At 37.8% G+C, this 22,425-nt stretch carries 20 protein-coding genes; 16 read left to right on the top strand and 4 right to left on the bottom strand.

Going from position 1 to position 22,425, the window contains the following annotated elements:
* Positions 1-570: 570 nt before the first annotated feature.
* The 6 genes from BMX30_RS15955 to BMX30_RS15930 all read left to right on the top strand — a co-directional run bounded on the left by BMX30_RS15955 (position 571) and on the right by BMX30_RS15930 (position 4,106).
* Positions 571-936 carry a rhodanese-like domain-containing protein gene (locus BMX30_RS15955; RefSeq protein WP_139195401.1) on the top strand — a complete coding sequence of 122 codons (366 nt, stop codon included), beginning with the start codon at positions 571-573 and terminating at the stop codon, positions 934-936.
* A 16-nt stretch (positions 937-952) separates the two neighbouring features.
* Positions 953-1,213 (top strand): metal-sensitive transcriptional regulator, encoded by a 261-nt coding sequence (locus BMX30_RS15950; RefSeq protein WP_090747890.1) that lies wholly within the window; start codon positions 953-955, stop codon positions 1,211-1,213.
* Between the two features lie 92 nt (positions 1,214-1,305).
* Positions 1,306-1,533, top strand: coding sequence for a sulfurtransferase TusA family protein (locus BMX30_RS15945; RefSeq protein ID WP_090747887.1), 228 nt, complete (start codon positions 1,306-1,308; stop codon positions 1,531-1,533).
* A gap of 60 nt (positions 1,534-1,593) precedes the next feature.
* Positions 1,594-2,073 (top strand): DsrE/DsrF/DrsH-like family protein, encoded by a 480-nt coding sequence (locus BMX30_RS15940; protein ID WP_090747884.1) that lies wholly within the window; start codon positions 1,594-1,596, stop codon positions 2,071-2,073.
* Positions 2,074-2,190: 117 nt separating this feature from the next.
* Positions 2,191-2,766, top strand: coding sequence for a sulfurtransferase TusA family protein (locus BMX30_RS15935; RefSeq protein WP_090747882.1), 576 nt, complete (start codon positions 2,191-2,193; stop codon positions 2,764-2,766).
* 239 nt (positions 2,767-3,005) lie between these two features.
* Complete coding sequence (locus BMX30_RS15930; RefSeq protein WP_090747879.1) at positions 3,006-4,106, top strand: AI-2E family transporter; 1,101 nt, start codon at positions 3,006-3,008, stop codon at positions 4,104-4,106.
* 128 nt (positions 4,107-4,234) lie between these two features.
* Here BMX30_RS15930 and cls read toward each other — a convergent pair whose 3' ends face one another.
* Complete coding sequence (gene cls / locus BMX30_RS15925) at positions 4,235-5,683, bottom strand: cardiolipin synthase (RefSeq protein WP_090747876.1); 1,449 nt, start codon at positions 5,681-5,683, stop codon at positions 4,235-4,237.
* A 242-nt stretch (positions 5,684-5,925) separates the two neighbouring features.
* Here cls and BMX30_RS15920 point away from each other — a divergent pair, with 242 nt between their 5' ends.
* On the top strand, positions 5,926-6,822 hold the full coding sequence (locus tag BMX30_RS15920; protein ID WP_090747874.1) for a hypothetical protein: 897 nt from the start codon (positions 5,926-5,928) through the stop codon (positions 6,820-6,822).
* A 398-nt stretch (positions 6,823-7,220) separates the two neighbouring features.
* Here BMX30_RS15920 and BMX30_RS15915 read toward each other — a convergent pair whose 3' ends face one another.
* Entirely contained in the window at positions 7,221-7,637 is a 417-nt protein-coding gene (locus tag BMX30_RS15915; RefSeq protein WP_425283770.1) for a Fur family transcriptional regulator, read from the bottom strand.
* Positions 7,638-7,944: 307 nt separating this feature from the next.
* On the opposite strand from BMX30_RS15915, the gene BMX30_RS15910 reads away from it, so the two are divergent.
* Positions 7,945-8,493 carry a shikimate kinase gene (locus BMX30_RS15910; RefSeq protein WP_090747868.1) on the top strand — a complete coding sequence of 183 codons (549 nt, stop codon included), beginning with the start codon at positions 7,945-7,947 and terminating at the stop codon, positions 8,491-8,493.
* A 46-nt stretch (positions 8,494-8,539) separates the two neighbouring features.
* On the top strand, positions 8,540-9,304 hold the full coding sequence (gene aroD / locus BMX30_RS15905) for a type I 3-dehydroquinate dehydratase (RefSeq protein WP_090747865.1): 765 nt from the start codon (positions 8,540-8,542) through the stop codon (positions 9,302-9,304).
* A gap of 189 nt (positions 9,305-9,493) precedes the next feature.
* On the opposite strand, the gene yfkAB is transcribed toward aroD, so the two are convergent.
* On the bottom strand, positions 9,494-10,618 hold the full coding sequence (gene yfkAB / locus BMX30_RS15900; RefSeq protein ID WP_090747862.1) for a radical SAM/CxCxxxxC motif protein YfkAB: 1,125 nt from the start codon (positions 10,616-10,618) through the stop codon (positions 9,494-9,496).
* A 243-nt stretch (positions 10,619-10,861) separates the two neighbouring features.
* On the opposite strand from yfkAB, the gene BMX30_RS15895 reads away from it, so the two are divergent.
* The 5 genes from BMX30_RS15895 to BMX30_RS15875 all read left to right on the top strand — a co-directional run bounded on the left by BMX30_RS15895 (position 10,862) and on the right by BMX30_RS15875 (position 17,171).
* Positions 10,862-11,884, top strand: coding sequence for an STAS domain-containing protein (locus BMX30_RS15895; protein WP_090747860.1), 1,023 nt, complete (start codon positions 10,862-10,864; stop codon positions 11,882-11,884).
* A 30-nt stretch (positions 11,885-11,914) separates the two neighbouring features.
* On the top strand, positions 11,915-12,757 hold the full coding sequence (locus BMX30_RS15890; protein ID WP_090747857.1) for an STAS domain-containing protein: 843 nt from the start codon (positions 11,915-11,917) through the stop codon (positions 12,755-12,757).
* Positions 12,758-12,986: 229 nt separating this feature from the next.
* Entirely contained in the window at positions 12,987-14,447 is a 1,461-nt protein-coding gene (locus BMX30_RS15885; protein ID WP_090747854.1) for an alanine/glycine:cation symporter family protein, read from the top strand.
* A gap of 270 nt (positions 14,448-14,717) precedes the next feature.
* Complete coding sequence (locus tag BMX30_RS15880; protein WP_090747851.1) at positions 14,718-16,499, top strand: TIGR04190 family B12-binding domain/radical SAM domain protein; 1,782 nt, start codon at positions 14,718-14,720, stop codon at positions 16,497-16,499.
* A gap of 111 nt (positions 16,500-16,610) precedes the next feature.
* Complete coding sequence (locus BMX30_RS15875; protein ID WP_090747848.1) at positions 16,611-17,171, top strand: M15 family metallopeptidase; 561 nt, start codon at positions 16,611-16,613, stop codon at positions 17,169-17,171.
* Positions 17,172-17,405: 234 nt separating this feature from the next.
* Here the strand turns inward: BMX30_RS15875 and BMX30_RS15870 are convergent, their stop codons facing one another.
* Positions 17,406-18,635 (bottom strand): NAD(P)/FAD-dependent oxidoreductase, encoded by a 1,230-nt coding sequence (locus tag BMX30_RS15870; protein WP_090747845.1) that lies wholly within the window; start codon positions 18,633-18,635, stop codon positions 17,406-17,408.
* Positions 18,636-18,964: 329 nt separating this feature from the next.
* Here BMX30_RS15870 and BMX30_RS15865 point away from each other — a divergent pair, with 329 nt between their 5' ends.
* The gene (locus BMX30_RS15865) at positions 18,965-19,774 is read left to right on the top strand and encodes a cyanophycinase (protein WP_090747842.1); all 810 of its coding nucleotides are present in this window, start codon (positions 18,965-18,967) and stop codon (positions 19,772-19,774) included.
* Positions 19,775-19,776: 2 nt separating this feature from the next.
* Complete coding sequence (cphA, locus tag BMX30_RS15860; protein ID WP_090747839.1) at positions 19,777-22,395, top strand: cyanophycin synthetase; 2,619 nt, start codon at positions 19,777-19,779, stop codon at positions 22,393-22,395.
* The last annotated feature ends 30 nt before the right edge of the window (positions 22,396-22,425 follow it).

The raw sequence follows: 22,425 nt of genomic DNA, 5'->3' as shown, positions 1-22,425 counted from the left end.
TTCAGTTGGGATAAATTTAATTTATTCCTTAGTAAATATCCGTTGCCTAGACCCAGAATTAAAGTAAACATATATGATTTGAAGAAAAATATTAACTATATTCTGTGAATGATGATAGGAAGAGCCGTGTGCGATAGTACCGCACGCACGGTTCTGTGAGGAGTGAGGAACTTATTATCTATACTAGAAAACAAGTTCCCGCTTACTCGACCGGGAGTACGGGGCAGGGGAGACCCCACAGGTGCCTAGGGCACCGAGGAGGCTCCCCGGCACGCCCGCGGAAAGCGAAGCCGCCTGGAACGGAAATCAACAACTATGTTTTAGCATATTACTAAGTTTCAACAGACCTTTTCAGTGCCCTCACTTATTGGGCAGTCTTTTTATCTTATTAACATAATTAAACAAAGGGAGTACAAAGATGATTGGCATTTAATATTTATAAATTTAAAATTTAGTACTTAACGGTTTTTTTTGATAGAATAATGAATAGTTCAGTCTGAATGTTGACATTATACCTATAGGGGTATATTATAAGGTTGTCAGTTATTTTTTTGAAAATGAGGTATAAAAATGATAACGACTTTGCTGTTATTGAGTATCATCCTAGGATTAATTTACGTTAGATATATTCCTGTTCTAGGAGTCCGCTGCTTGGCTATGTCTAGTCTTGATGCTGAATCATTCCAAGTCGTAGATGTCCGAGAGTATAATCAGTCATATAAGGAGCCAGTTCCTAAATCAATTAATATCCCAATCGCATATATAAAGAGAAATTACCAAGAAATATCTAGCCTTAACATTCATATTATAGCGGCTGACCATCTTGAAAAGAATATGGCTATTCGTATCTTAAGGAAAAAAGGATTTCATATTAGTGGTTATACAATGATGAACTGTGATTGCAATCAAAACAATCAAAACAAAAAAACCGCATAAAGAAAGGACTAAAACGATGGAGTACAATGATCAAGTTAAAAACCGGGTAAAGCGCATGGAAGGACAGCTTAGAGGGATCCTGAAGATGATGGAAGAAGAAAAGGATTGTAAGGAAGTTATTACACAACTATCTGCCGTCCGTTCGGCAGTTGATCGAACAGTAGGAGTAATTGTGAGCTCAAATCTAGTGGAGTGTGTTCTGGAGGCAGAAAAAAAAGGTGAGAATACAGAAGACTTTATAAAAGAGGCGGTCAATTTACTCGTGAAAAGCAGGTAGTTTTCACGAGTTGACTTTCTTTTTTTTATTTAGTATTATACCCATAGGGGTAATGGTAAAAATGAAATAATAGAAGCGGAGGAAATTTCTATATGAATTCAAATAAATTATTAGATGCAAAGGGATTAGCTTGTCCAATGCCAATTGTTAAGACGAAAAAAGCAATGAACGAACTAGAGTCAGGGCAAGTACTAGAAATTCACGCTACAGATAAAGGTGCTAAAAATGACCTTGCCGCATGGGCAAAGTCTGGTGGCCATGAGTTAGTTAAACATGAGGTAGATAACGAGGTTCTTAAGTTTTGGATAAAAAAAGGTTAATTTTTTTATAAAAACATTAATACCCACTAGGGTAATTAAGATATTTTCAAGGAGGATATTATGACTGAAAAAAAACGAACGACTATTATTCTATTTAGTGGTGATTACGATAAGGCAATGGCTGCCTACATCATCGCAAATGGTGCAGCTGCTTATGATCACGAAGTAACGATTTTCCATACATTTTGGGGATTAAATGCATTACGAAAAGATGAACCATTGGCATTGAAAAAGGGGCTTCTGGAGAAAATGTTTGCAAAAATGATGCCTAGAGGTGCTGATAAAATGGCGCTGTCAAAAATGAACTTTGCAGGTATGGGCCCTAAAATGATTAAAAATGTGATTAAAAAGCATAATGCAATGCCGTTACCACAGCTAATTGAAATGGCACAAGAGCAAGACATTAAGCTAGTGGCATGTACGATGACAATGGATCTTTTGGGCCTTCAACAGGAAGAACTACTAGATAATATTGAATATGCTGGAGTTGCCGCTTATTTAGCGGATGCTCAAGAAGGAAATGTGAATCTATTTATCTAATAGGCTGCTATGTTAAAGAACAATGTTGGAGCGGAAGTCAAGGGACTTGTTAAACAGAGCAATCTAGTAAAAATTTTCTTGAATAATACTTTAAGAGAGTGATGGAGGAATGACAGAATGAATAATATTAAGGTGAATGTAGTCTTAGATGCAAAAGGGTTAGCTTGCCCAATGCCAATCGTTAAAACGAGAAAAGCAATAAATGACCTAGAAGCGGGTCAAGTACTTGAAGTACAAGCAACAGATAAGGGGTCCATCGCCGATATTAAAGCTTGGGCAGGAAGCACTGGACACCAGTATTTAGGTGTACTTGAGGAAGGTGAAGTTTTAAAACATTATCTAAGAAAAGCTTCAGGTGAAGAGACAATTGAGAAGAAACATCCTAATGTGGTTTCAAATGAAGAACTTGAGGGTAAGCTGAAAGAAGATGAAAACATTGTTTTAGTCGATGTGAGAGAGACTGCGGAATATGTGTTTAATCACATACCAAATGCAGTTTCCATTCCTATGGGCGACTTAGAAAGCCGTATGAATGAACTAAATAAGGATCAAGACATCTATGTGGTTTGTCGTACAGGAAATCGCAGTGATTTAGCAGCTCAGAAATTAGCAGAAAAAGGCTTCAAGAAAGTTGTTAATGTTGTCCCAGGTATGAGTCAGTGGACAGGAGAAATAAAGAGTTTAAACAATTAGAAATGATGAGGGCATAAATTAGGGAAGGGCATTCAATTTACTTGAATGCCCTTTTTGGTGTTTAATGGAAACTAGTTAGTGTGGTTTAGTTTTATAACTATAAGATCAGATTTTTATGTACATATACTACTTCTAATGTAAATATTCCGAAAACTATTGATATAAATTGCTCTCAATAAGCAAAGTTAATTGAAACTTGGTATAATGTTTTTAATGTTTAAAAAAGAAAAGGTGAGAATGTGACTAAGAAAAGCTTTCAATACTGGGCATTACAAATTTTAATCATCTTGACAATTATTTATGTTTCATCAAAGATTTCCTTTTTATTTGAGCCAGTCGGCATCTTTGTATCAACTTTATTTTTTCCAATTATCATTTCGGGGTTTCTGTATTTTTTATTAAATCCACTTGTTAATCTGTTAGTAAAATGGAAAATACCTAGGGTATTATCGATTATTTTATTATACATAGCCATCATAGGCCTGGTGGTTCTTGCCATTGGAAACCTAGTTCCTGTAATTACTAGACAGGTGATGGAATTAGTTAATGATATTCCAGGATATGCAAGGGATGCTCAAAGGTTTTTTAACAACTTTGCTAATACAGAGCAATATCGCTGGTTAATGACACAGCAATATGTTACGCAAGAGGAAATTATCCAACGAGTTACAGAATATGCAAACACTCTGCCCGATCGAATAACAAACGGGATAACCAATATATTTGGGTTGCTTGCAAACATTGCCATAACAATTGTAACCGTGCCACTTCTATTATTTTTTATGTTTAAGGATGGGCATAAACTTAAAGATGCCATAGCTAAATTCATTCCAGTTTCTTATCGTAGTCAAGGTGTAGAAACTCTAGAAGGTACGGCTAAAACATTGTCTGCCTATATTCAAGGACAAATTACGGTCGCTCTATTTGTTGGAACTCTTTCATTCATAGGCTTTTTAATCGTTGGTTTAGAATATGCTTTAGTCATGGCATTGATTGTTGCCGTCACGAATATTATTCCTTACGTGGGTCCGATAATTGGTGGAGCTCCTGCTGTCATCGTTGCGCTGTTTGATTCTCCAACAAAAGCCTTTCTCGTTTTGGTGGTTATTGTCATCGCTCAACAATTGGAAGGAAATCTTTTATCGCCTCTTATCCTTGGAAAATCATTGGATACGCATCCAGCGACGATTGTCATCTTATTGTTAGTAGCCGGAAATTTGGCTGGCTTGCTAGGAATGGTCCTTGCTGTCCCTACCTATGCAGTGGCGAAAACGATAGTATTAAATGTGGTGCGTTTTTTAAGATTGAGACGGGAAGCGTCAATAAAAACTGAGACGTAAAAAAGACCGAGGTTAGTACATTGTTGATTTGCATACTGGTAAGTTTTTAAAAAAACTAAACTAAAAGGAGGCAAAGCGCTAGCTTGCCTCCTTTTATATATTGTCGATTTACGTAAAGTTCCTATATTTTATAGAATCGGTGATAGTAGCCTAGAGATGGATTCTTTTAATTGAATCCATTTTGAACGATTTTTGTATTGCTCCCATGTCAATAGCCTAGAGTTTGTCATATCGTTTTCAAATGTTAAAGACAAGTCCTTAGCTATTTTTTTGTCATACATAAAAGCATTGATTTCAAAGTTAAGGTTTAGGCTACGAATGTCAATATTGGCAGTCCCAACAGAAGATATTTCATCATCAACAACCACTGTTTTAGCATGTAAAAATCCATTGTCGTAAATATATATTTTTGCCCCGGCTTTTAAAAGCTCACCAACATTCGAGAGAGTAGCCCAGTAGACAAAAATATGATCTGGTTTGTTAGGAATCATAATTCTAACATCTACCCCTGAGAGACATGCAATTCGAATCGTATCTAAAAGACTCGCATCAGGAATAAAATAAGGAGTTTGGATTAAAATGGATTTCTTCGCTAAAGAAATCATCTTTATATAACCATTTTTAATCTGTGACCATTCAGAATCGGGGCCGCTTGTGACAATTTGTATTCCCACATGTCCTTTTAATTCCGGAGTAGGGAAAAGAATAGGATCGTAATCTATATCATGGCTATACGATGCCTGATTCCAATCGAGAATAAAACGAGTCTGTATGGCGTGGACAGACGTACCTTGGATTTTAAGGTGAGTATCCCTCCAATAGCCAAAATGTGGGTTTAGCCCTAGGTACTCATCGCCAATGTTAAATCCACCAATATAGCCAACTTTTCCATCTATAATGACAATCTTTCGATGGTTGCGGTAGTTAAGTCTGAAGTTAACCAATTTGAACTTAGACGGGAAAAATATTTCCACTTCTCCCCCAACTTGGCGGAGTTCATCAAAAAAACGCTTGGTTAATCCTCTAGAGCCGAGCTCATCATACAGGACTCGAACCTTGACTCCTTCTTTAGCTTTTTGAATTAGCGAATCTCTGATACGCTTGCCGAGTTCATCCTTTTTCACTATATAATATTGCAAATGAATGTGATGTTTCGCCGCTTGAATATCTAGCAATAGATTTTCAAATTTATTTCGCCCATCAGTGAAAATCTCAACCGAATTATCAAGTGTGAGGGGAGCATCATTCCCTAATAGGTGAAGATAAATTAATTCTCGAGCATTGAACTCTGAGTCTTTACGGTAATCAAAAGTACCCGAGCGTATTTCTTGTAACTGGCAAGATATTTCTTGTTCAATTCCAATTTTCTTTTTATCTTCCCATGTAAAAAGCCGTGTACGGCTAAGGTTTTGTCCTAGAAATAAATACAGAAAGAAACCTACTACAGGAATAAAGGATAAAACTAGTAACCATGCCCATGCTGAGCTAGCGTCACGCCGTTCGCCAAAAACAACGACAAAGGCAAAAATAATATTTAAAACAAGAACTAACCCCAGGAGAATAGAAGTAATATTCATAAATTCCCTTTCTAAAAGCCTACTTTACCATCCATTATACATTAGACTGCGAACTTACATAAAGAGAAGATGAGATATATGTAACCTTGTTTTATGGGAGGCCTTAAACTGAAGCTTAAACACACAAATTGGAATGAAGAAAGCATAGCAATGAAAATAAATTTAAACATACCCCATTTTGTTCAAAACTATTGGGCAACCTATTTCTGTAATTTATTATTTCCAACTAGGAGGGAATTCATTTGAAGAAGAAAAGAATGTCTATTTTATTAGTATTGGTGCTAGGCGTATTTTTTGTCTCGAGCACTGATGCAATCTCTGTGTCTGCCCAATGGAATCCGAAGTCAGAAAAAGAAGTACAGTCTAAGGAAAACCATAGTCATGAAGGAGAGAATCAAAATAGCGAGTTTCTACTTAAAAGAGCTGCAGAACTAGGAATTGAAACAAAAGGGAAAAATTCTAGTACAATTGCCCATGAAGTGAAAGCAGTTTTTATCAAAAAACAAGCAGAATCTCTAGGATTAGATATAGAAGGCAAGGATAGCGAACAATTAATGAAAGAAATCCATGAGTTACATATAAAAAGTCAAGCGAAGGTGCTAGATATTAATACAAAGGGCAAGGATATCAAGGCGATTGCAACAGAGGTCCATAATGCCTTAATACTAAAAAGGGCAAAAAAATTAGGGATTTCAACAAAGGATAAAGAGATAGAGAAGGTAGCGTCAGAAGTATTCGAAAAAGAAATAAAAGATGAGGCAAAAGAGCTGTCTATTAAAACTGAAGGAATGGAAACCAAGGAAATAGCTCATGACATACACAAAATGAAGGTAAAGAGACAAGCAAGTGAATTAGGAATTTCGGATAACGGGAAAGAGTTCCACCAACTTGCTTTCGAGGTGCACAAGGCCAAAGTGAATAAATTGGCAAAGGAGCTAGGAGTTCGAGCTGATGGGAAGGACTTTTTCCAATTGGCTAGTGAGGTGAGGGAAAAACAACTCATTAAAGTAGCCAATGACATAGGGATGGATACCGAGGGGAAATCAACGTTGGAATTGATGAACGAAATAATCATTAATCATGAAGAAAAAGCACAAGAGCTTAACCTTTTTCCAATGGTCCACAGGCACTACCATTGACCAAACGGAAGGATGATAAGGACTATATCATTAGACCATTGGTGTAAATAAGTTATCTAACCAGAAAAGAATTCAACTGATCATGGTAGTTCTTACCGAGTGGGTAAGAACTATAACTATGGCGCTAAAAAAGGTTCATGACTATAGCGATGTCATGAACCTTTTTTTAAATGGAATTACAGGAGTAGGGTTGGATTATTGACCAACAGCATGTAATATTCTTTAGGAAACGATGGACTTTATCGCTTTTAACTTTAATCCACAGTTACAAAGAACACTATGCTTTAACTGTTTGATTTCCGATTTGCAGTTTGGACATAGTTTTTTCTCATGGGCCAATTTGATCACCCTTTCATTAGAATCCTACTGGGTATTTTTTTAGCTAGCAGTGTGTGAGATTAACTCTGACAAGAAGAACAGATTCCATATACTTCAAAATGATGGTGGTGTATCGTAAAGTTCGTTAATTTAGATGCTAAGTGTTCGATTTCTTTTAGGTTCGGGTAATTAAAGTCAACGATTTTACCGCACCTCTGGCAGATTACATGATAATGCTTTGAGTGGTTGAATTCATATTTGCTTAGGGCATTTCCATAAGGTAGTTCATTTATAATCCCAAGGTTTACAAAGAGCTTAAGGTTGTTATAGATTGTCGTTAAGCTAGTATACGGTATGGACCTATGGATATCTTCTGCTGTAGGGTGGCCTTCTAAGGAGATAATTGCTTGCAAGATTAACAACCTTTGTGGAGTAATGCGCAGGCCTCGTTCTTTTAAGTAAGGAATCAAGTCTAATGATTTAGCTTCTTCCAAAATAACCAACCCTTTGAATTAATTTAAGGTAGGCAAAATAGTCGGGCCAAAAAATTGATTAGAGAAAAGGTTTGATAAAAACATTGAAATTGAATGAGAATGAAGAAAGTGAATGAGAATAAATTCCTTCCGCTTGGCTATCCGATATTATGCCTACCCTATGTGCTTTAACTATAATTACATAATATCATGTTCTACTTAGAAATCAATACTAAATTAAAATAATTATAAATAAAGGTGCGAAGATGATGTGATTTACCTTGTAAATAATTTCATCTATAATGTAGCTGTTAGCATAGGAGGTAGAATCATGGATAATCGTGAAGTGGCGCTTAAAGAAAAAAGCATCGTCTTTATTGGATTTATGGGTGTAGGAAAAACCACGATTGGGAGGCTTGTTGCCAAGAAACTTTATCGTGACTTTATTGATATAGATGAGGAAATTGAAAAGGAATTCAATATGCCAGTTTCACAGATTTTTAGTGAAATGGGTGAAAAGGTGTTTAGGGAAAAAGAAAAGGAACTGATTGTTAAAAAGTGTAGGCAAAAGCTACACATTATTTCTGTAGGTGGTGGGGCTTTCTTGCAAGAGGAGATTAGAAAAGAATGCTTATCTTCCTCTATCGTGTTTTTTCTAGATCTATCTTGGGAGTCTTGGAGAGAGCGTATAAGTGTTATTATTGATAGTCGTCCTGTGCTGCAAGGAAAGACCTTGGCGGAGATAGAGGAGCTTTACAATAATAGACAAGAGGTATATTCAAACCATCATTCTAAAATCCAGGTTGATAACCTTTCCATGGAGGAGATAGCAAACCATATCGTTGACTCATTGAAACTCGCCTGGGAGCTAGATAGCTAAAGTGTTTGGTCAAGCTTGACGGAGTACAATTGGAAGGGGAAAGGAAATGAAGAAAACGCTGCAGGTAAAAAATCTGACCATTGGCGAAGGGGCACCCAAAATTTGCGTTTCGATGACAGGTAAAACATTAGCGGAACTTAGTGAAGAAGCCACATTTCTACGGAAACAAGAACTGGATATAATTGAATGGCGTGTCGATTTCTTTGAAAATGTGGAAAGCATTGAAAAGGTTCATTCTGCTCTTATTGAAATTCGTTCCTTTTTACCAGAGATACCATTGGTGTTTACTTTCAGAACAGCCAAAGAAGGTGGAGAAAAGGAACTCACTAAGGAAGCCTACTTTGCTTTAAATAAACAAATCATAGAATCTGGCTTAGTCGATTTTGTTGATATTGAGCTGTTTAACGAAGAGTCAGATATAAAAAGGTTGATTAAACTAGCACATTCACACCAAACATTTGTTATCCTTTCGAATCATGACTTTGTAAAAACGCCTACAATCGAAGAAATGGTTTCTCGGTTACGAAAAGCACAGGCCCTTGGGGGAGACCTACCTAAGATTGCAGTCATGCCTAAAAACTCGGCAGATGTACTGAGCTTGCTAGAAGCAACCTTAACTATGACAGAAAAATATGCTGATCGGCCAATCATTACGATATCCATGTCAGGAAAAGGATTAATCAGTCGTTTAGCAGGGGAGATATTTGGTTCTGCCATTACCTTTGGAGCTGTGAAGAAGGCTTCCGCCCCAGGGCAGGTACCAGTGAAAGAGTTAAAAGATGTTTTATCTTTGTTACATAAGAATTTATAGAAGGCTCTTTTCTAAAACTTTGGTGTCGTATTAAGCATTGTTTCAATTGCTTTCTAATTCATGAGAAATGAGTTTGCTTATCTTGTGTTACAAATCGGCTTAGGATTTAAACAACTAACTTTGCGGAAACAGCCATATAAAAAGAAGAAGGCGCCTTATTAATTATAGGTACCTTCTTCTTTTTATGTATTAAACAGTGATTTTTGCTTTCATTTGTCTAAAGTCTATATCCGGATAGTACTTTTCTTTAACCAGTGCGTTTGGTCCCAGACAATTCGCTTCAGGGCAATGGCAACTTAGCGAAGTTGCTAAGGACGAATTTGTCCAGGTTTGATAAATATTTTCAAAAGTGTCTGTTTTTATATTTCCAAGTGGAGGGGGATTTCCGAAATCTGTAACAGATACATCACCACTAAAGATATTTACATTTAATCTAGAGCGACCGTCTGGGTCATTTCGGACGGTTACGTTTTTTTCGGCATATAATCGCTGAAGTAACTCTAAATCTTCCGTATTGTTACTACAAGCAAAAAAAGGCAAGGTTCCAAAGAGCATCCATACATTTGGATTTCTAAATTGGAGAATCTGTTGAATCGCTTCACGTATCTCGTCTAGTGATAATGTGATGAGGGATGAAGCGAAATCAGCGGGATACATAGGATGAATCTCGTGCCGCTTACAACCCATTTCGTCTACAATTTGGTGATGAATCTTCTCAAGGTAAGGGAAAGTCCGTTTATTCAGCATCGTTTCTGCAGAAATAAGCACATTGCTCTTAGATATCGTTTTACTATTTTCAATCATTCTTTTAAACAAAGCTTCTCGTTGGGTTAACGAAGGCTTTCGCTGCATCATTGCAAAACCAGCCTCAACGAAATCGGTCTCTGTTCCCCAATTGTGTGAAATATGAAGGACATCTAGATAGGGAAGAATTTGTTCATACCTACTCATTTCTAGGGTCAAATTGGAATTAATCTGTGTGTAAATCCCTCTTTCATGAGCATATTTTAGGAGCGGAAGGACATAGTTTTCAACTGATCTTAACGATAACATGGGTTCGCCACCTGTTATGCTTATTGAACGTAGGTGAGTTGTTTCATCCAGTCTCTTTAGAAGGAGGGCTATGGGAAGTCCATCCGGATCTTTATGACTCAAAGAATAGCCAACAGCACAATGCTCACACCGCATGTTACATAATGTTGTTGTCGTAAATTCAAGATTGGATAGAACGGGCTTATGGAATTGAGCCCTATCAATGTATGCCTCCCATGGATCAAAGTCGGGGCTTAACGTTTTTTTTGTAGAAGTTGGCATGTAAACACTCCCTTTTAAGTTTCCTTTGCAATTATTTAGCATCACTTAAAGGCTTGTCAATACCCTTAATCGGGTTCAATAATTAATTCCCCAATCTATTGCATCATAGGAATGAAAATACACTTCTTTCATTCTAGGAAAATTGTATAAATAGACATGTGACAGTTGTAAAAGGTAAACTTGTATATATTAACAATATTTCATTAGCTTAGTTTCATTACATTTTATATAGGGGGTTTTTCTATGACTGAATCTTCCAATTCAAACATAGAGGTGGGTGGCCTTAAGTTTAGATGGAACATAGACAAGGGGCAATTCTTATTTGAAGAGGAGGATGCTGTTCTTTTTTGGATCTCATCGGCAATGAAGGTGTTTTTTGACACCATTGAAGAAATCTCAGGAGAAGAAGCAGCGAATTTAGTGCTTGAAGCTACAGGGTTCCGTCAGGGATTAATTGTCGGCGAGTATTTTAAAAAATTGAACGCGAGTATTTCGCAAGTAGCAGACCTGATTCCAGCAACTTACGCATCTGCAGGTTGGGGGAAAGCGATTATACATGAAATAAATGAAGAAAAAAAGACACTTAAGATTCATTTAAAAGATAGTTGGGAGAATAAAATTAATAAGGCTCAAGGAAAAACTAGTGGTGGTAATTTTTTACCGGCCCACTATGCAGGGATATTTTCCGGGCTTTTTGGAGAAAACATTTGGTTTAAGGTTTTGGAAAAGCAGCTAGAAGGGAATGAACAGGACACGATCGCCTATTTTCCTTCGAGTATTACCGTTACAAAAAACATACATAAGTTGATTCGGACAAATGAATCGGAAGAAATTAACCGTCTTGAGAAAATGGTTGACCAACAGACAAGTGACCTAAGGAAATTAGTCAGAGAACTATCTTCACCGACAATCCCGGTATTAGAAGGGATAGTAGTCGTTCCTCTAGTCGGTAGATACGACAATAGTCGATCTAATGATATGATTGATAAAACATTGAGCAGTCTACCCAAGCATCAAGCAAGGTACTTGATAGTAGATATGACAGGTTTACATGTTGATGAAGATACATATACGGCTTCCATGATTGAGAAGCTCGGGGCGGCATCATCCTTAATTGGTACAGAAATGATTTTAGTAGGGATTTCTGCTGAACTTGGAGTTATGATGACAAACACAGGATTTAATTTTTCAAAATACCAGTGCTTTCACACCTTACAACATGGGATTTATCATGCTCTTGCACAGGATGGTCATCGAATCATTTAATTCATTCAACTTTAAAGGGGGTAGGGAAGCTTGCAGAAAAATAAGGAATTGTATCACTTTCTTTTACAACGAGTCACGAAATTAACGGAAGAATGGTATGAAGGTCTTGATAAGAGTGATCCGACAGGGATATACTCCTCTCTAGACCCAGAAGTGATAAAAAATATGAAACAACAAAATATAAAATTTCACGAGCATTTTATAGAAATTTTCAATATGGATGAAAAGAGTTTTACCGTCCAATTCGATCCTTGGATTCATGAGATTGCGAGCGATCAGCAACATTTAAAGACGCCATTACAGTTTGTTATAAGAGAATTTATGAGAACAAGATCTCAGTACTTGGAGTCTATTCAGGAATTTGCTGAGAAATATCCTAAGCATATCGTTCCTGGTCAAGTGGAAGAATGGAATTTAAAGATAGTGACCTTGTTTGACACTGTGATTCTAAAGTTTACAGAGGAGACATATAAGTATTCAAATTATCAATTACAAGCTCAGCAAGAGATGATTAATGAGTTGAGTTCACCAGTTATTTCTTTAACGAAGGGTACGGCATTGTTGCCTTTAGTTGGAGATATTGATACGACTAGAGCGAAAATGATTATTGATAATGCTCTAAACCAATGTGCCACAAGAGGGGTAAAACACTTGTGCATTGATTTATCTGGAGTGATTATGATCGATACGATGGTGGCGCAACAGTTATTTCAACTAATTAATGCACTTAAATTAATCGGTGTAAAAGCGACACTATCAGGTATAAGACCGGAGATTGCAACGACTGCTGTTAAACTAGGACTATCCTTCGATGACGTAGAAGTAAGGTCTACCTTAGCTCAAGCATTATCCCCTAAACTGTCCATGATATAAGGATTGTTTTCAGCCTTTGAAACTTTTGATTCTATAGTAAAGTATATTGATACAATAATAATAATTATGTTTTTAACAGTACAAAACCTAGATTCCTAGAGAGAATTTAGGTTTTTTTTACTTTTGGAAGATTTGCTAACATAATATTTAAAAAAAAGATTGTGCAAAAGTCTATTTTTGCATATAATTCAAAATAGAAAGAATATTTGGATATGGAGGAGGGGTTAAGTTGGAGGAATTTGTTAATTGGCTGAACGGGATTTTATGGAGTACGCCAGTCATTTATATTTGTTTAGGTGTTGGGTTATTATTTTCTATTTTAACGAGGTTTTTACAGGTAAGACATATTAAAGACATGGTTCAGCTTATGTTTAAAGGGAAAAGTTCTGAGGCCGGGGTTTCCTCTTTTCAAGCATTATCTCTAGCGCTCTCAGGTCGTGTTGGTACCGGTAATATTGCTGGAACCGCCACTGCAATTGCAATGGGAGGACCGGGAGCAGTGTTCTGGATGTGGACGATTGCTTTTATCGGAGCGGGTAGTGCGTTTGTTGAATCTACCCTTGGCCAAATTTATAAGGTGAAACAAGATGGAGTCTATCGAGGCGGACCAGCTTATTATATCGAAAAGGGCATTGGTATTAAGTGGTTTGCTGTTGTTTTTGCTGTAGCTGCCTTGTTGGCGATGAGTCTATTGATGCCTGGAATCCAGTCTAATTCGATTGCATTAGGAATGGAAAACGCATTTGGAATTAGCCCTACAATTACAGGTGCAGTTTTAGTAGTTTTCTTAGGTTTAATTATCTTTGGAGGAGTTAAAAGAATTGCAACTGTTGCCCAGTATGCAGTCCCATTTATGGCGATAGGCTATATTCTTGTCGCTTTAGTTATCATCGGGATGAATATCACAGAGATTCCTTCGGTTTTTGCATTAATTTTTAGCAGTGCATTCGGTGCTGATTCAATGTTTGGAGGAATTATTGGTAGTGCGATCGCATGGGGGGTTAAACGGGGAATCTATTCAAACGAGGCTGGTCAAGGGACAGGGCCACATGCAGCAGCTGCAGCAGAAGTTTCCCATCCTGCGAAGCAAGGTTTAGTTCAGGCGTTTTCCGTTTATATCGACACATTATTTGTTTGTTCGGCTACTGCCTTTATGATTTTGTTTACAAGTTCGTTTAATGTGGTTGGTCCAGATGGTTCAACGCATATCGTTGAGAACCTTGCGGGTGTTGAGCCTGGGCCGGGTTATACACAGGCAGCTGTTGAGTCGGCTATTCCTGGATTCGGTGCTGGATTCGTCGCAATCTCGCTATTATTCTTCGCATTTACAACGATTATGGCTTATTACTATATTGCGGAAACAAACATTGCTTATTTGACAAGAGGAAAGAATAGTAAGCCAGCAATGTTCATACTGAAACTTGTCATATTAGCAGCTACATTCTATGGTGCAGTAAGGACTGCCAGCCTTGCATGGGCCTTAGGGGACGTAGGACTGGGCTTAATGGTTTGGTTAAACTTAATTGCCATTCTTCTTTTGGCAAAACCAGCGCTTATTGCCCTTAAAGATTATGAGGAGCAAAAAAAGCAAGGTCTTGATCCAGTCTTTAACTCAATTAAATTAGGAATTAAAAATGCAGAATACTGGGAGCAAGAATACAAGGTCGGAAAAGATAAAGAAGTTTCATAATAGAAGGAAGGAAGCTAGGAGTTTTGTCTTAGCTTCCTTCTTTATTGTTTGAAGATGAAACGGGTAAATCGAGGAGGAACCACCTTCAGCGGCTTGATGACTATTTTGTAGGGGTTATCTAATAGTGGAGTTTTGATGTTTGGACCTCAATTTCTCTAAAAGTTCACTTTCATAAAATGTTTACCTCAATGTTCACACACCGCATTTAAATTGGGAGTTATAGTAAAATTAGGAAGTATCTTTTCCCAATTAAAAACAAGAGGGGGAAAAATGATGTATGACCTCGTATTGTTACATGCTCCAACTGTTTACGATTTTCGAAACGAAATGATTTTTACAGGACCTATTAGTGATGTTGTCCCATCATCACCAGTTTTCGAAATGTACCCAATCGGTTTGACTAGTATTGGTGACTACCTTGAGAGATTTGGGTTAAAGGTGAAAATAATTAATATTGCCAATAGGATGCTGTTAAATCCAAACTTTGACGTAGAGAAAAAACTGAAAAAGATACGAACTAAGGCATTTGGAATTGATCTACACTGGCTTCCCCATGCACATGGAAGTGTTGAATTAGCTAAAGTACTAAAAAAATTACACCCAGATACACCAGTCATCTTTGGGGGTTTGTCCTCCACTTACTTCCACAAAGAACTTATTGAATACTCTAGTATCGACTTTGTCCTGCGCGGGGATACAACCGAGAAACCACTTTTAATGCTTCTAAATCGAATGGAACAAAGAAGGTCAGAATTTTTTGATGTTCCGAATCTTACCTGGAAAAAAGACGGGGAAACCCAGGTTAATCCGCTTTCCCACGTACCTGACTCCTTGGATGATTATGAACTACCCGGCTATCGTTATGTGATAAGATCTGTTTTTAAGTATCATAATTTACTTGATCCACTTCCTTATAAAGGATGGTTACAGTATCCGAATACCGCAATCCTTACATCAAAAGGTTGTACTTATAATTGCCTTATCTGTGGAGGAGGCAGGGAAGCCTATGAACTAAATTGTAATCGGAAAAAGCTGGTTATGAGATCTCCGAAGAAAATGATTGAAGATATCACTTTTATTCAACGATTCACCCGGGCGCCTATTTTCTTGTTAAACGACATACGGCAGGGCGGGGCAGCTTACGTTGAGGAGTTTCTTTCAGGCCTAGAAAAAATCGAATTAAAAAATGAAATTGTCTTTGAACTATTCCAATCTGCGGATGATTCATTTTTCAGGCGTCTGCAAAAAGCGATACCGAAGTATAGCATTGAGTTAACATTAGAAACTTCTGATGAGCAACTACGAAAGTATAATGGGAAGTTACCCTGTTCTAATCAGAAGATTATTGATACTTTAAGGAGCGCACTCAATCATGGTTGTGCTAAGATTGACCTATTCTTCATGGTTGGAATTCCGGGGCAAACGTATGAAAGTGCGTTAGACAATATTGACTTTTGTGAAGAAGTGCACAAATCCTGTGGGGAAAGTTCCAAGATTGCGTATTTTGTTGCGCCGCTTTCTCCCTTCCTTGACCCAGGAAGCCCGGCATTCGAAAACCCAGAGAAATTTGGCTATAAGAAGTTTTGTCATAACCTTGAAGATTTTCGTCAAGCCATGTTACAACCATCATGGAAATATATGCTAAGTTATGAGACGGATCAGATGACACGAGATGAAATTGTGAAAGCCACCTATTACTCAGCTCAGAAATTAAATCAGTTTAAACTAAAGTATGGGTTAATTGAGCAACAGGAATCAGAGGATATAGAGATAAAAATATCCAAATCATTAGAGTTTATCGAAAGGCTTGAAGAGATTATGTTACTTCCAAGAGAAGAACAGCGTCAAGCACTTTTAGAAATAAAATCAGATGTACTTGAAGTGAATCGTCACAGCATTTGTGGTAAAAACGAGCTTAAGTGGGAAGTGAAAAAGCTCTATGCGAATATACCATCGCTAGCTATGATTGGATTGGAACTATTGGTAGAGGAGATGTCAAGAGGAGTCAAACGAAAACTTGGAATAGTGGACAGACATAAGGTAACTCTTTAATAGAAGGGAAGAAGGGGGCTAGAGCCTTCTTCTTCTTTTTTTGAAACCATATATGATGAAGATACGTTAATATTATGACAGGGGTTTATTCATCATGAAAGGACTTATACCATGAAAATAAAACGAACACGTAGTCATATTCTATTATCTTGCTTCGCAATCATTATATTACTTTTATATATACAGGCTCTGAAAACTGCTGAACCTATTGAAAATATTCCTTTACCAGGAGAACTACATCCGGTATTGGCTTACCAGTCTGATCTCTTAATCAAACAAGCAGAAGCTAAGGGGATAAGAGTAATCATCACCGATGACTTCCGAAGTTATCATGAACAAGAAGAACTATATGCTATTGGGAGAACGGCGGAAGGAAAAATCGTTACCCAAGCCCAGGCGGGAGAATCATATCATAATTTCGGGTTAGCAGTAGATTTTGCATTACTTAACGATGAGGGACAGGCAATTTGGGATATGGACTATGATGGGAATCTAAACGGTCAATCCGATTGGATGGAAGTTGTAGGTTTAGCGAAGGGTTTAGGATTTGAATGGGGTGGTGACTGGAGGCAGTTTAAAGATTATCCCCATTTACAAATGGATTTTGGTCTTAGCATACGTGATTTACAAAGAGGAGAGCGGCCACCGGAACAGACCTCGGCCATTAAATAAAGCTCCTTTCTCAAACTTTGTTGCTTTTAAAGAGCAAAAATTATTAATTCGAGCTCATTCTGAGCTAAATAAAAACACTAATGAGAAAAGAGCTTGCAAACAAGTTGGAACCCTAATAACTAGCTATTCTTACGCTAAAATCGGCTTTAGGATTTTAGCAACAATCTTTACGAAACAGCGTTAAATAAAAAAGCAGCCCCATAAATTAATTGAGTCCGCTTTCCTTGATTCCTGTTATTTATTTCTAGAAACAGATACTTGTTGATGAGGCTTTTTTATCTTCGCAAATTGTTTTACGACCAGTGCTGGTCCACCAAGGACAAATAAATATCTTGCTTCAACTACTTGTTTCATTAGGGCTGCGAACAGTCCAGTAATCTTAAATCCAAATACATTTCCTACTGCAGCAGTATTTCCAATGGAAGCGACTGTTCCTTTATGATGATAACTAAAGGTGCTCAAACTCTCTCCCCGTAAAGTAGCTATAAGGTTAGGACCACAAACTTCGGCTTGTTGAATGGCTACCTGGGCAGTTGGAGGGAGTGCGTCTTTGTCATTTTTCATAAAGCGGGCAGCATCCCCAATGCAAAAGACATTTGTCATTCCCTCAACTCGTAGGTAATTATCCACTTTTACACGACTTCGTTCGACAGGTAGATCTAGTTTCTCTAGTAATCTGTTCCCTCGTACACCACCTGACCAGATCAAGGTTCTCGCAGGTATATTCGTGCCGTTATCCAACTTAATACTAGTAGGCGTACATTCCATAATTTTAGTTGAAGTCATTAATTCGACGCCATGTTTTTTTACATAATTAGTAGTGAAATCAATCGCTTTTTGATCAAATCCAGGAAGCACAGTACCAGAAGCTTCAATATTAATGATTCGTGTATCACTAACAGGAACTGAATATTTACTGCAGAGTTTCGGCATCGCTTCTACAAGCTCACCAATCATTTCTACTCCTGTAAACCCAGCACCCGCGACGGCAAAGGTCAACCGGGAAGGGTCTTGATCTACTTGATAGGCTTCAAACTGATGGATAACATGGTTGTAAATTGCTTTTGTACTTCTGAAGCTGCGAATCTGAAAGGCATTTTCCTCTACACCCGGTATTCCAAATGTATCCACTTCATAACCAAGTGCAAGGACTAAAAAATCGTAATCTACCTTCTCGCCATATTCAAGACAAACTTGTTGGTTATTAAAATCAACTCTTTCTACTGTCCCCTTTTTAAACTGCACTTTGTTTGTCTTAAGAAGATCAGGGATGTGAAGGGTAATTTTGTCATCACTTGCCGTTCCTGCGCCGGTCTTATGTAACTGCGTGGCAATATAGTGATACTCATGCTTATTGATAAGCGTAACTTCCGCTTCATTTTCCTTTAGTAACTTCTCTAATTTTCTACTAGTTATCAGGCCACCATAGCCTCCGCCAAGTATAACAATTTTACTTTTTTTCATTAGTAGTCCTTCTTTCTGATGTAGTGAATATACATTGTGAATTATTTCACATTTTTTCTATGTGATAAGAATACGATAAATGTTGGGAAATGACAATCAAGTAATGAGATTATTTGTTACGAAAGGTTGACAATTAAACAGCCTCTATAATTGATGAAAAGTGCCTCTTCTTTTGTTTGTGAAAGCTCCATATCATCTTGAAGCTGGCACGTATCCTATAAAAAACGAATGAAAACAAGCATTATTTGGGTAACCTGTTATAGGAGAAAATTTTGGCAAGCTGAGTTCCTTTTAAAAATTACTTAATTTAAGAAGGGGAAAGATCAACTATGAGTTCAGGCAAATTGCTGATAATCGGAGGAAAAGAAGAAAAATGCAGAACTGGAGATATCCTCAGTACCTTTGTTGATTTATCGAGAGCAAAGCGAGGTGCTGTAGGCATTTTACCAACTGCTTCTAAAATCCCTAATGAAGTTAGTGCAGCTTATATAGAGGTGTTTACAAAATTGGGTTTAGAGGAACTAGAGGTCATAAATGTAGATACGAGAGAAAAAGCAAGTGACCCTTCCATTCTTAAAACGGTATCAGGTCTTGCAGCTCTTTTTATAACTGGTGGAGATCAGAAAAGATTGTCTGATTGCATTAGAAATACAAAGCTTCATTCTCTCATTACGGAAAAGTGGAAAGCCGGCATGTTAATTGGTGGAACAAGTGCGGGAGCCTCTATTATGGGGGAGGATATGATTATTTACTCAGAGATGAAAAATAACGATGAAGATAGACTGTTAATTGAAATGGGAAAAGGGTTCGGTTTTGAAAAAAACCTTTTAATAGATCAACATTTTTCACAACGTGCTCGCTTCGGACGGCTCATTAGTGCGATTGGTGAAAATCAAGAATTGGTGGGTATTGGAATAGATGAGAATACAGCGATTCTTGTTGAAGGAGACCATTTTGAAGTGATTGGTGAGCATCAGGTGTTTGTCATCGATGGGAAGAGCGGGAGTCTTGTGGATTTTGTTCGGTCTGAGAATGGTGGAGAAGAACTAACGATTACCGATTTTAAACTTCACGCGCTCACTGCGGGCTATTATTTTAACCTTTCTTCTCGGGAAATCATGAAAAGGAAAGAGGCATAGTAATGAAGATCAACCGTGTTAGATATCTCAAAGGTCCAAATTACTTTAATTATAAGCCCATGTTATGGATTGAACTGGATCTTGAAGAATTTGAATTTCAGCCGTCAAATAAAATTCCAGGGTTACCTAAAAGCCTTATCGACTTATTACCGGGTTTAAGGAAACATACATGTTCCAGAGGATATGAGGGTGGATTTATTGAACGCCTTGAGGAAGGTACATGGATGGGGCATATTCTTGAGCACATGGCGATTGAATTACAAATACTAGCGGGGATAAATGTTAAACATGGAAAAACGATAACAAGTAAACAGCGGGGAATCTACTTTGTTACTTATGAGTATAGGGAAGCAGAGTCAGGTCTATATGCGTTTAAAGCCGCCATGGAGGTCGTCAATAAAATTTTAGCGAAAGAAAAAGAAATATCACTTACCTCCTATGTGAAAAAAATTAGCACACTTTTTTACGAAAACAAGCTAGGACCAAGCACAGAGGCGATTTATCATGCGGCAATGTCGAAGAATATCCCTGTAGAGAGAGTAGGATTAAACAGTCAGCTTCGGCTAGGGACTGGATCGAAGCAGAAATGGGTTCAAGCCACGATTACTAGTCAGACCTCATGTATGGGTGTAGAAACAGCCTGCGATAAGCAGGCTACAAAAGAGTTGCTAAATAGCTGTGGTCTCCCAGTTCCAAAAGGGGATGTAGTAACCTCATTTAAAGATGTATTTGAAGTCGCTGAAAAACTGCAGTTTCCACTTGTTTTAAAGCCTTTAAACGGGAGACAAGGACAGGGTGTCATCACCAATATTAAAGATAAAGATGAGCTTTTTAACGTAGTAAATTGTATGGACCATCATGTAAAAGAATTCATCATCGAAAAGTTTTATGAAGGACATGATTACCGATTACTGGTCATCGATGGGAAATTGGTTGCGGCAAGCCTAAGATTGCCACCTTTTGTGATTGGAAATGGTCATGATTCTATCCGCAGTTTGATAGAGATTGAGAATAACAATCCTTTACGTGGAGATGGGCATGAGAAGCCTATGACGAAGATTCCATTTAATTATACTGTTACCTGCTTTCTAGAGAAGTTTGGTTTGAGTCTTAAATCAATTCCTGAAAAAGGGCAAATTGTTCAAGTGGTGGGCAATGCCAATTTATCAACAGGTGGACAGGCAATTGATGTTACCGATGAGGTCCATCCTACAGTTAAAGAGGTGGCGGAGGCTGCTGCAAAAATTGTTGGTCTTGACATAGCTGGAATTGACTTTATTAGTCAGGACATATCAAAACCTTTGAATTGGCAGACTTCAGCGATTATCGAGGTGAATGCTGCACCCGGGATTAGGATGCATCATTTCCCGAGTAAAGGGAAGAGTAGGGACGTTGCCAAGGCGATTGTTGACTATCTTTTTAAGGATAGAAAAGAAGGAGCAATCCCAATCATCTCTGTCACAGGGACAAACGGAAAGACAACCACCACGAGGATGATTAAGTATTTTCTTGAAGAGGAATCTCGGACTGTTGGGATGACCAACTCTGATGGTGTCTATATCGGTGAGCAATGTATTGATGAAGGAGATTGCAGTGGACCAATTAGTGCTAGGAAGGTTTTAAGTAATCCTCAAGTAGACGCAGCTGTATTAGAAACGGCTAGGGGCGGGATACTTCGAGAAGGCTTGGCCTTCCGGCATTGTGATGTGGGTGTGGTAACAAATGTCGCTGAAGATCATCTAGGGCTTGATGGAATTGAGACGTTTGACCAGCTAGTGAAATTAAAAAGGCTCATTCCAGAGGTTGTTATTGAAGATGGCTATTGCGTTTTAAATGCGGATGATCCCGAGGTGGCTAAAATGTCATCCTACACAAAAGGGGAAGTCATTTACACTTCCTTGAATGAAAAAAACCCCTATATTCAATCCAATATAAAAAATGGTAAATCTGCATGGTTTATTCGTTCAGATGGCTGGATTATGTATCTTAACCGTGGAAAGACAATTAAATTTTTACCTGTTAAGGATTTACCTATTACATTTGGCGGGTCCGCAAAGCATAACGTCTCAAACTTACTTCAAGCTTTAGCCGCTGCCTATACTCAAGGGGTAAGTTTTGAAAAGCTAAAAGAGAAAGCAGCATCGTTTACACCAGACTTTCAATACTCGAAGGGAAGATTTAATAAACTTGATGTAGATGGTAGACAAATTATCATTGATTATGCTCATAATTTTGCTGGCCTTAAAGCGGTATTTGAAGCAGTTGATGCGCTGAAGTCAGGAAGGGTAATCACAGTCCTTTCTGCTCCTGGTGATAGGTTGGATTCTGATATCGCCAAGCTAAGTGAAATAACCGCCGCAAAGACAGATGTCATGTTAATAAAAGAGGATGCAGAGCTAAGAGGGAGAAAGTCCCTAGAGGTGCCCGGCATCATGAAAAAGGCTGCTGAAAAACAACTTTCACAGGAGAATATATTTGTCGTTCGAAACGAAGTCGATGCTTTCACAAATGCTTGGGAGCTATCACAGCCTGGCGACCTGTTATTGTTATTATATGAGGATTTCGCTAAGGTTAAGCAATTCATTGATAATTGTGTACACAAATCTAAAGTAGATAAATAAAGTAAACTCTAACTCAATCTTAACTAGATT

This window comes from Mesobacillus persicus (assembly GCF_900109925.1).
GTDB lineage: Bacteria > Bacillota > Bacilli > Bacillales > Cytobacillaceae > Mesobacillus_B > Mesobacillus_B persicus.
The sequence above is the reverse complement of the archived record's forward strand: the minus strand, read 5'-3'. Positions and strand labels throughout refer to the sequence as shown.

Bases quoted from the DNA above. Each gene is read 5' to 3' on its own strand.
- BMX30_RS15880 (WP_090747851.1), top strand. From the start codon at position 14,718: ATGATGTATGACCTCGTATTGTTACATGCTCCAACTGTTTACGATTTT.
- cphA (WP_090747839.1), top strand. From the start codon at position 19,777: ATGAAGATCAACCGTGTTAGATATCTCAAAGGTCCAAATTACTTTAAT.
- cls (WP_090747876.1), bottom strand. From the start codon at position 5,683: ATGAATATTACTTCTATTCTCCTGGGGTTAGTTCTTGTTTTAAATATT.
- BMX30_RS15875 (WP_090747848.1), top strand. From the start codon at position 16,611: ATGAAAATAAAACGAACACGTAGTCATATTCTATTATCTTGCTTCGCA.
- BMX30_RS15945 (WP_090747887.1), top strand. From the start codon at position 1,306: ATGAATTCAAATAAATTATTAGATGCAAAGGGATTAGCTTGTCCAATG.
- BMX30_RS15895 (WP_090747860.1), top strand. From the start codon at position 10,862: ATGACTGAATCTTCCAATTCAAACATAGAGGTGGGTGGCCTTAAGTTT.
- BMX30_RS15940 (WP_090747884.1), top strand. From the start codon at position 1,594: ATGACTGAAAAAAAACGAACGACTATTATTCTATTTAGTGGTGATTAC.
- yfkAB (WP_090747862.1), bottom strand. From the start codon at position 10,618: ATGCCAACTTCTACAAAAAAAACGTTAAGCCCCGACTTTGATCCATGG.
- BMX30_RS15865 (WP_090747842.1), top strand. From the start codon at position 18,965: ATGAGTTCAGGCAAATTGCTGATAATCGGAGGAAAAGAAGAAAAATGC.
- BMX30_RS15870 (WP_090747845.1), bottom strand. From the start codon at position 18,635: ATGAAAAAAAGTAAAATTGTTATACTTGGCGGAGGCTATGGTGGCCTG.
- aroD (WP_090747865.1), top strand. From the start codon at position 8,540: ATGAAGAAAACGCTGCAGGTAAAAAATCTGACCATTGGCGAAGGGGCA.
- BMX30_RS15950 (WP_090747890.1), top strand. From the start codon at position 953: ATGGAGTACAATGATCAAGTTAAAAACCGGGTAAAGCGCATGGAAGGA.
- BMX30_RS15935 (WP_090747882.1), top strand. From the start codon at position 2,191: ATGAATAATATTAAGGTGAATGTAGTCTTAGATGCAAAAGGGTTAGCT.
- BMX30_RS15955 (WP_139195401.1), top strand. From the start codon at position 571: ATGATAACGACTTTGCTGTTATTGAGTATCATCCTAGGATTAATTTAC.
- BMX30_RS15910 (WP_090747868.1), top strand. From the start codon at position 7,945: ATGGATAATCGTGAAGTGGCGCTTAAAGAAAAAAGCATCGTCTTTATT.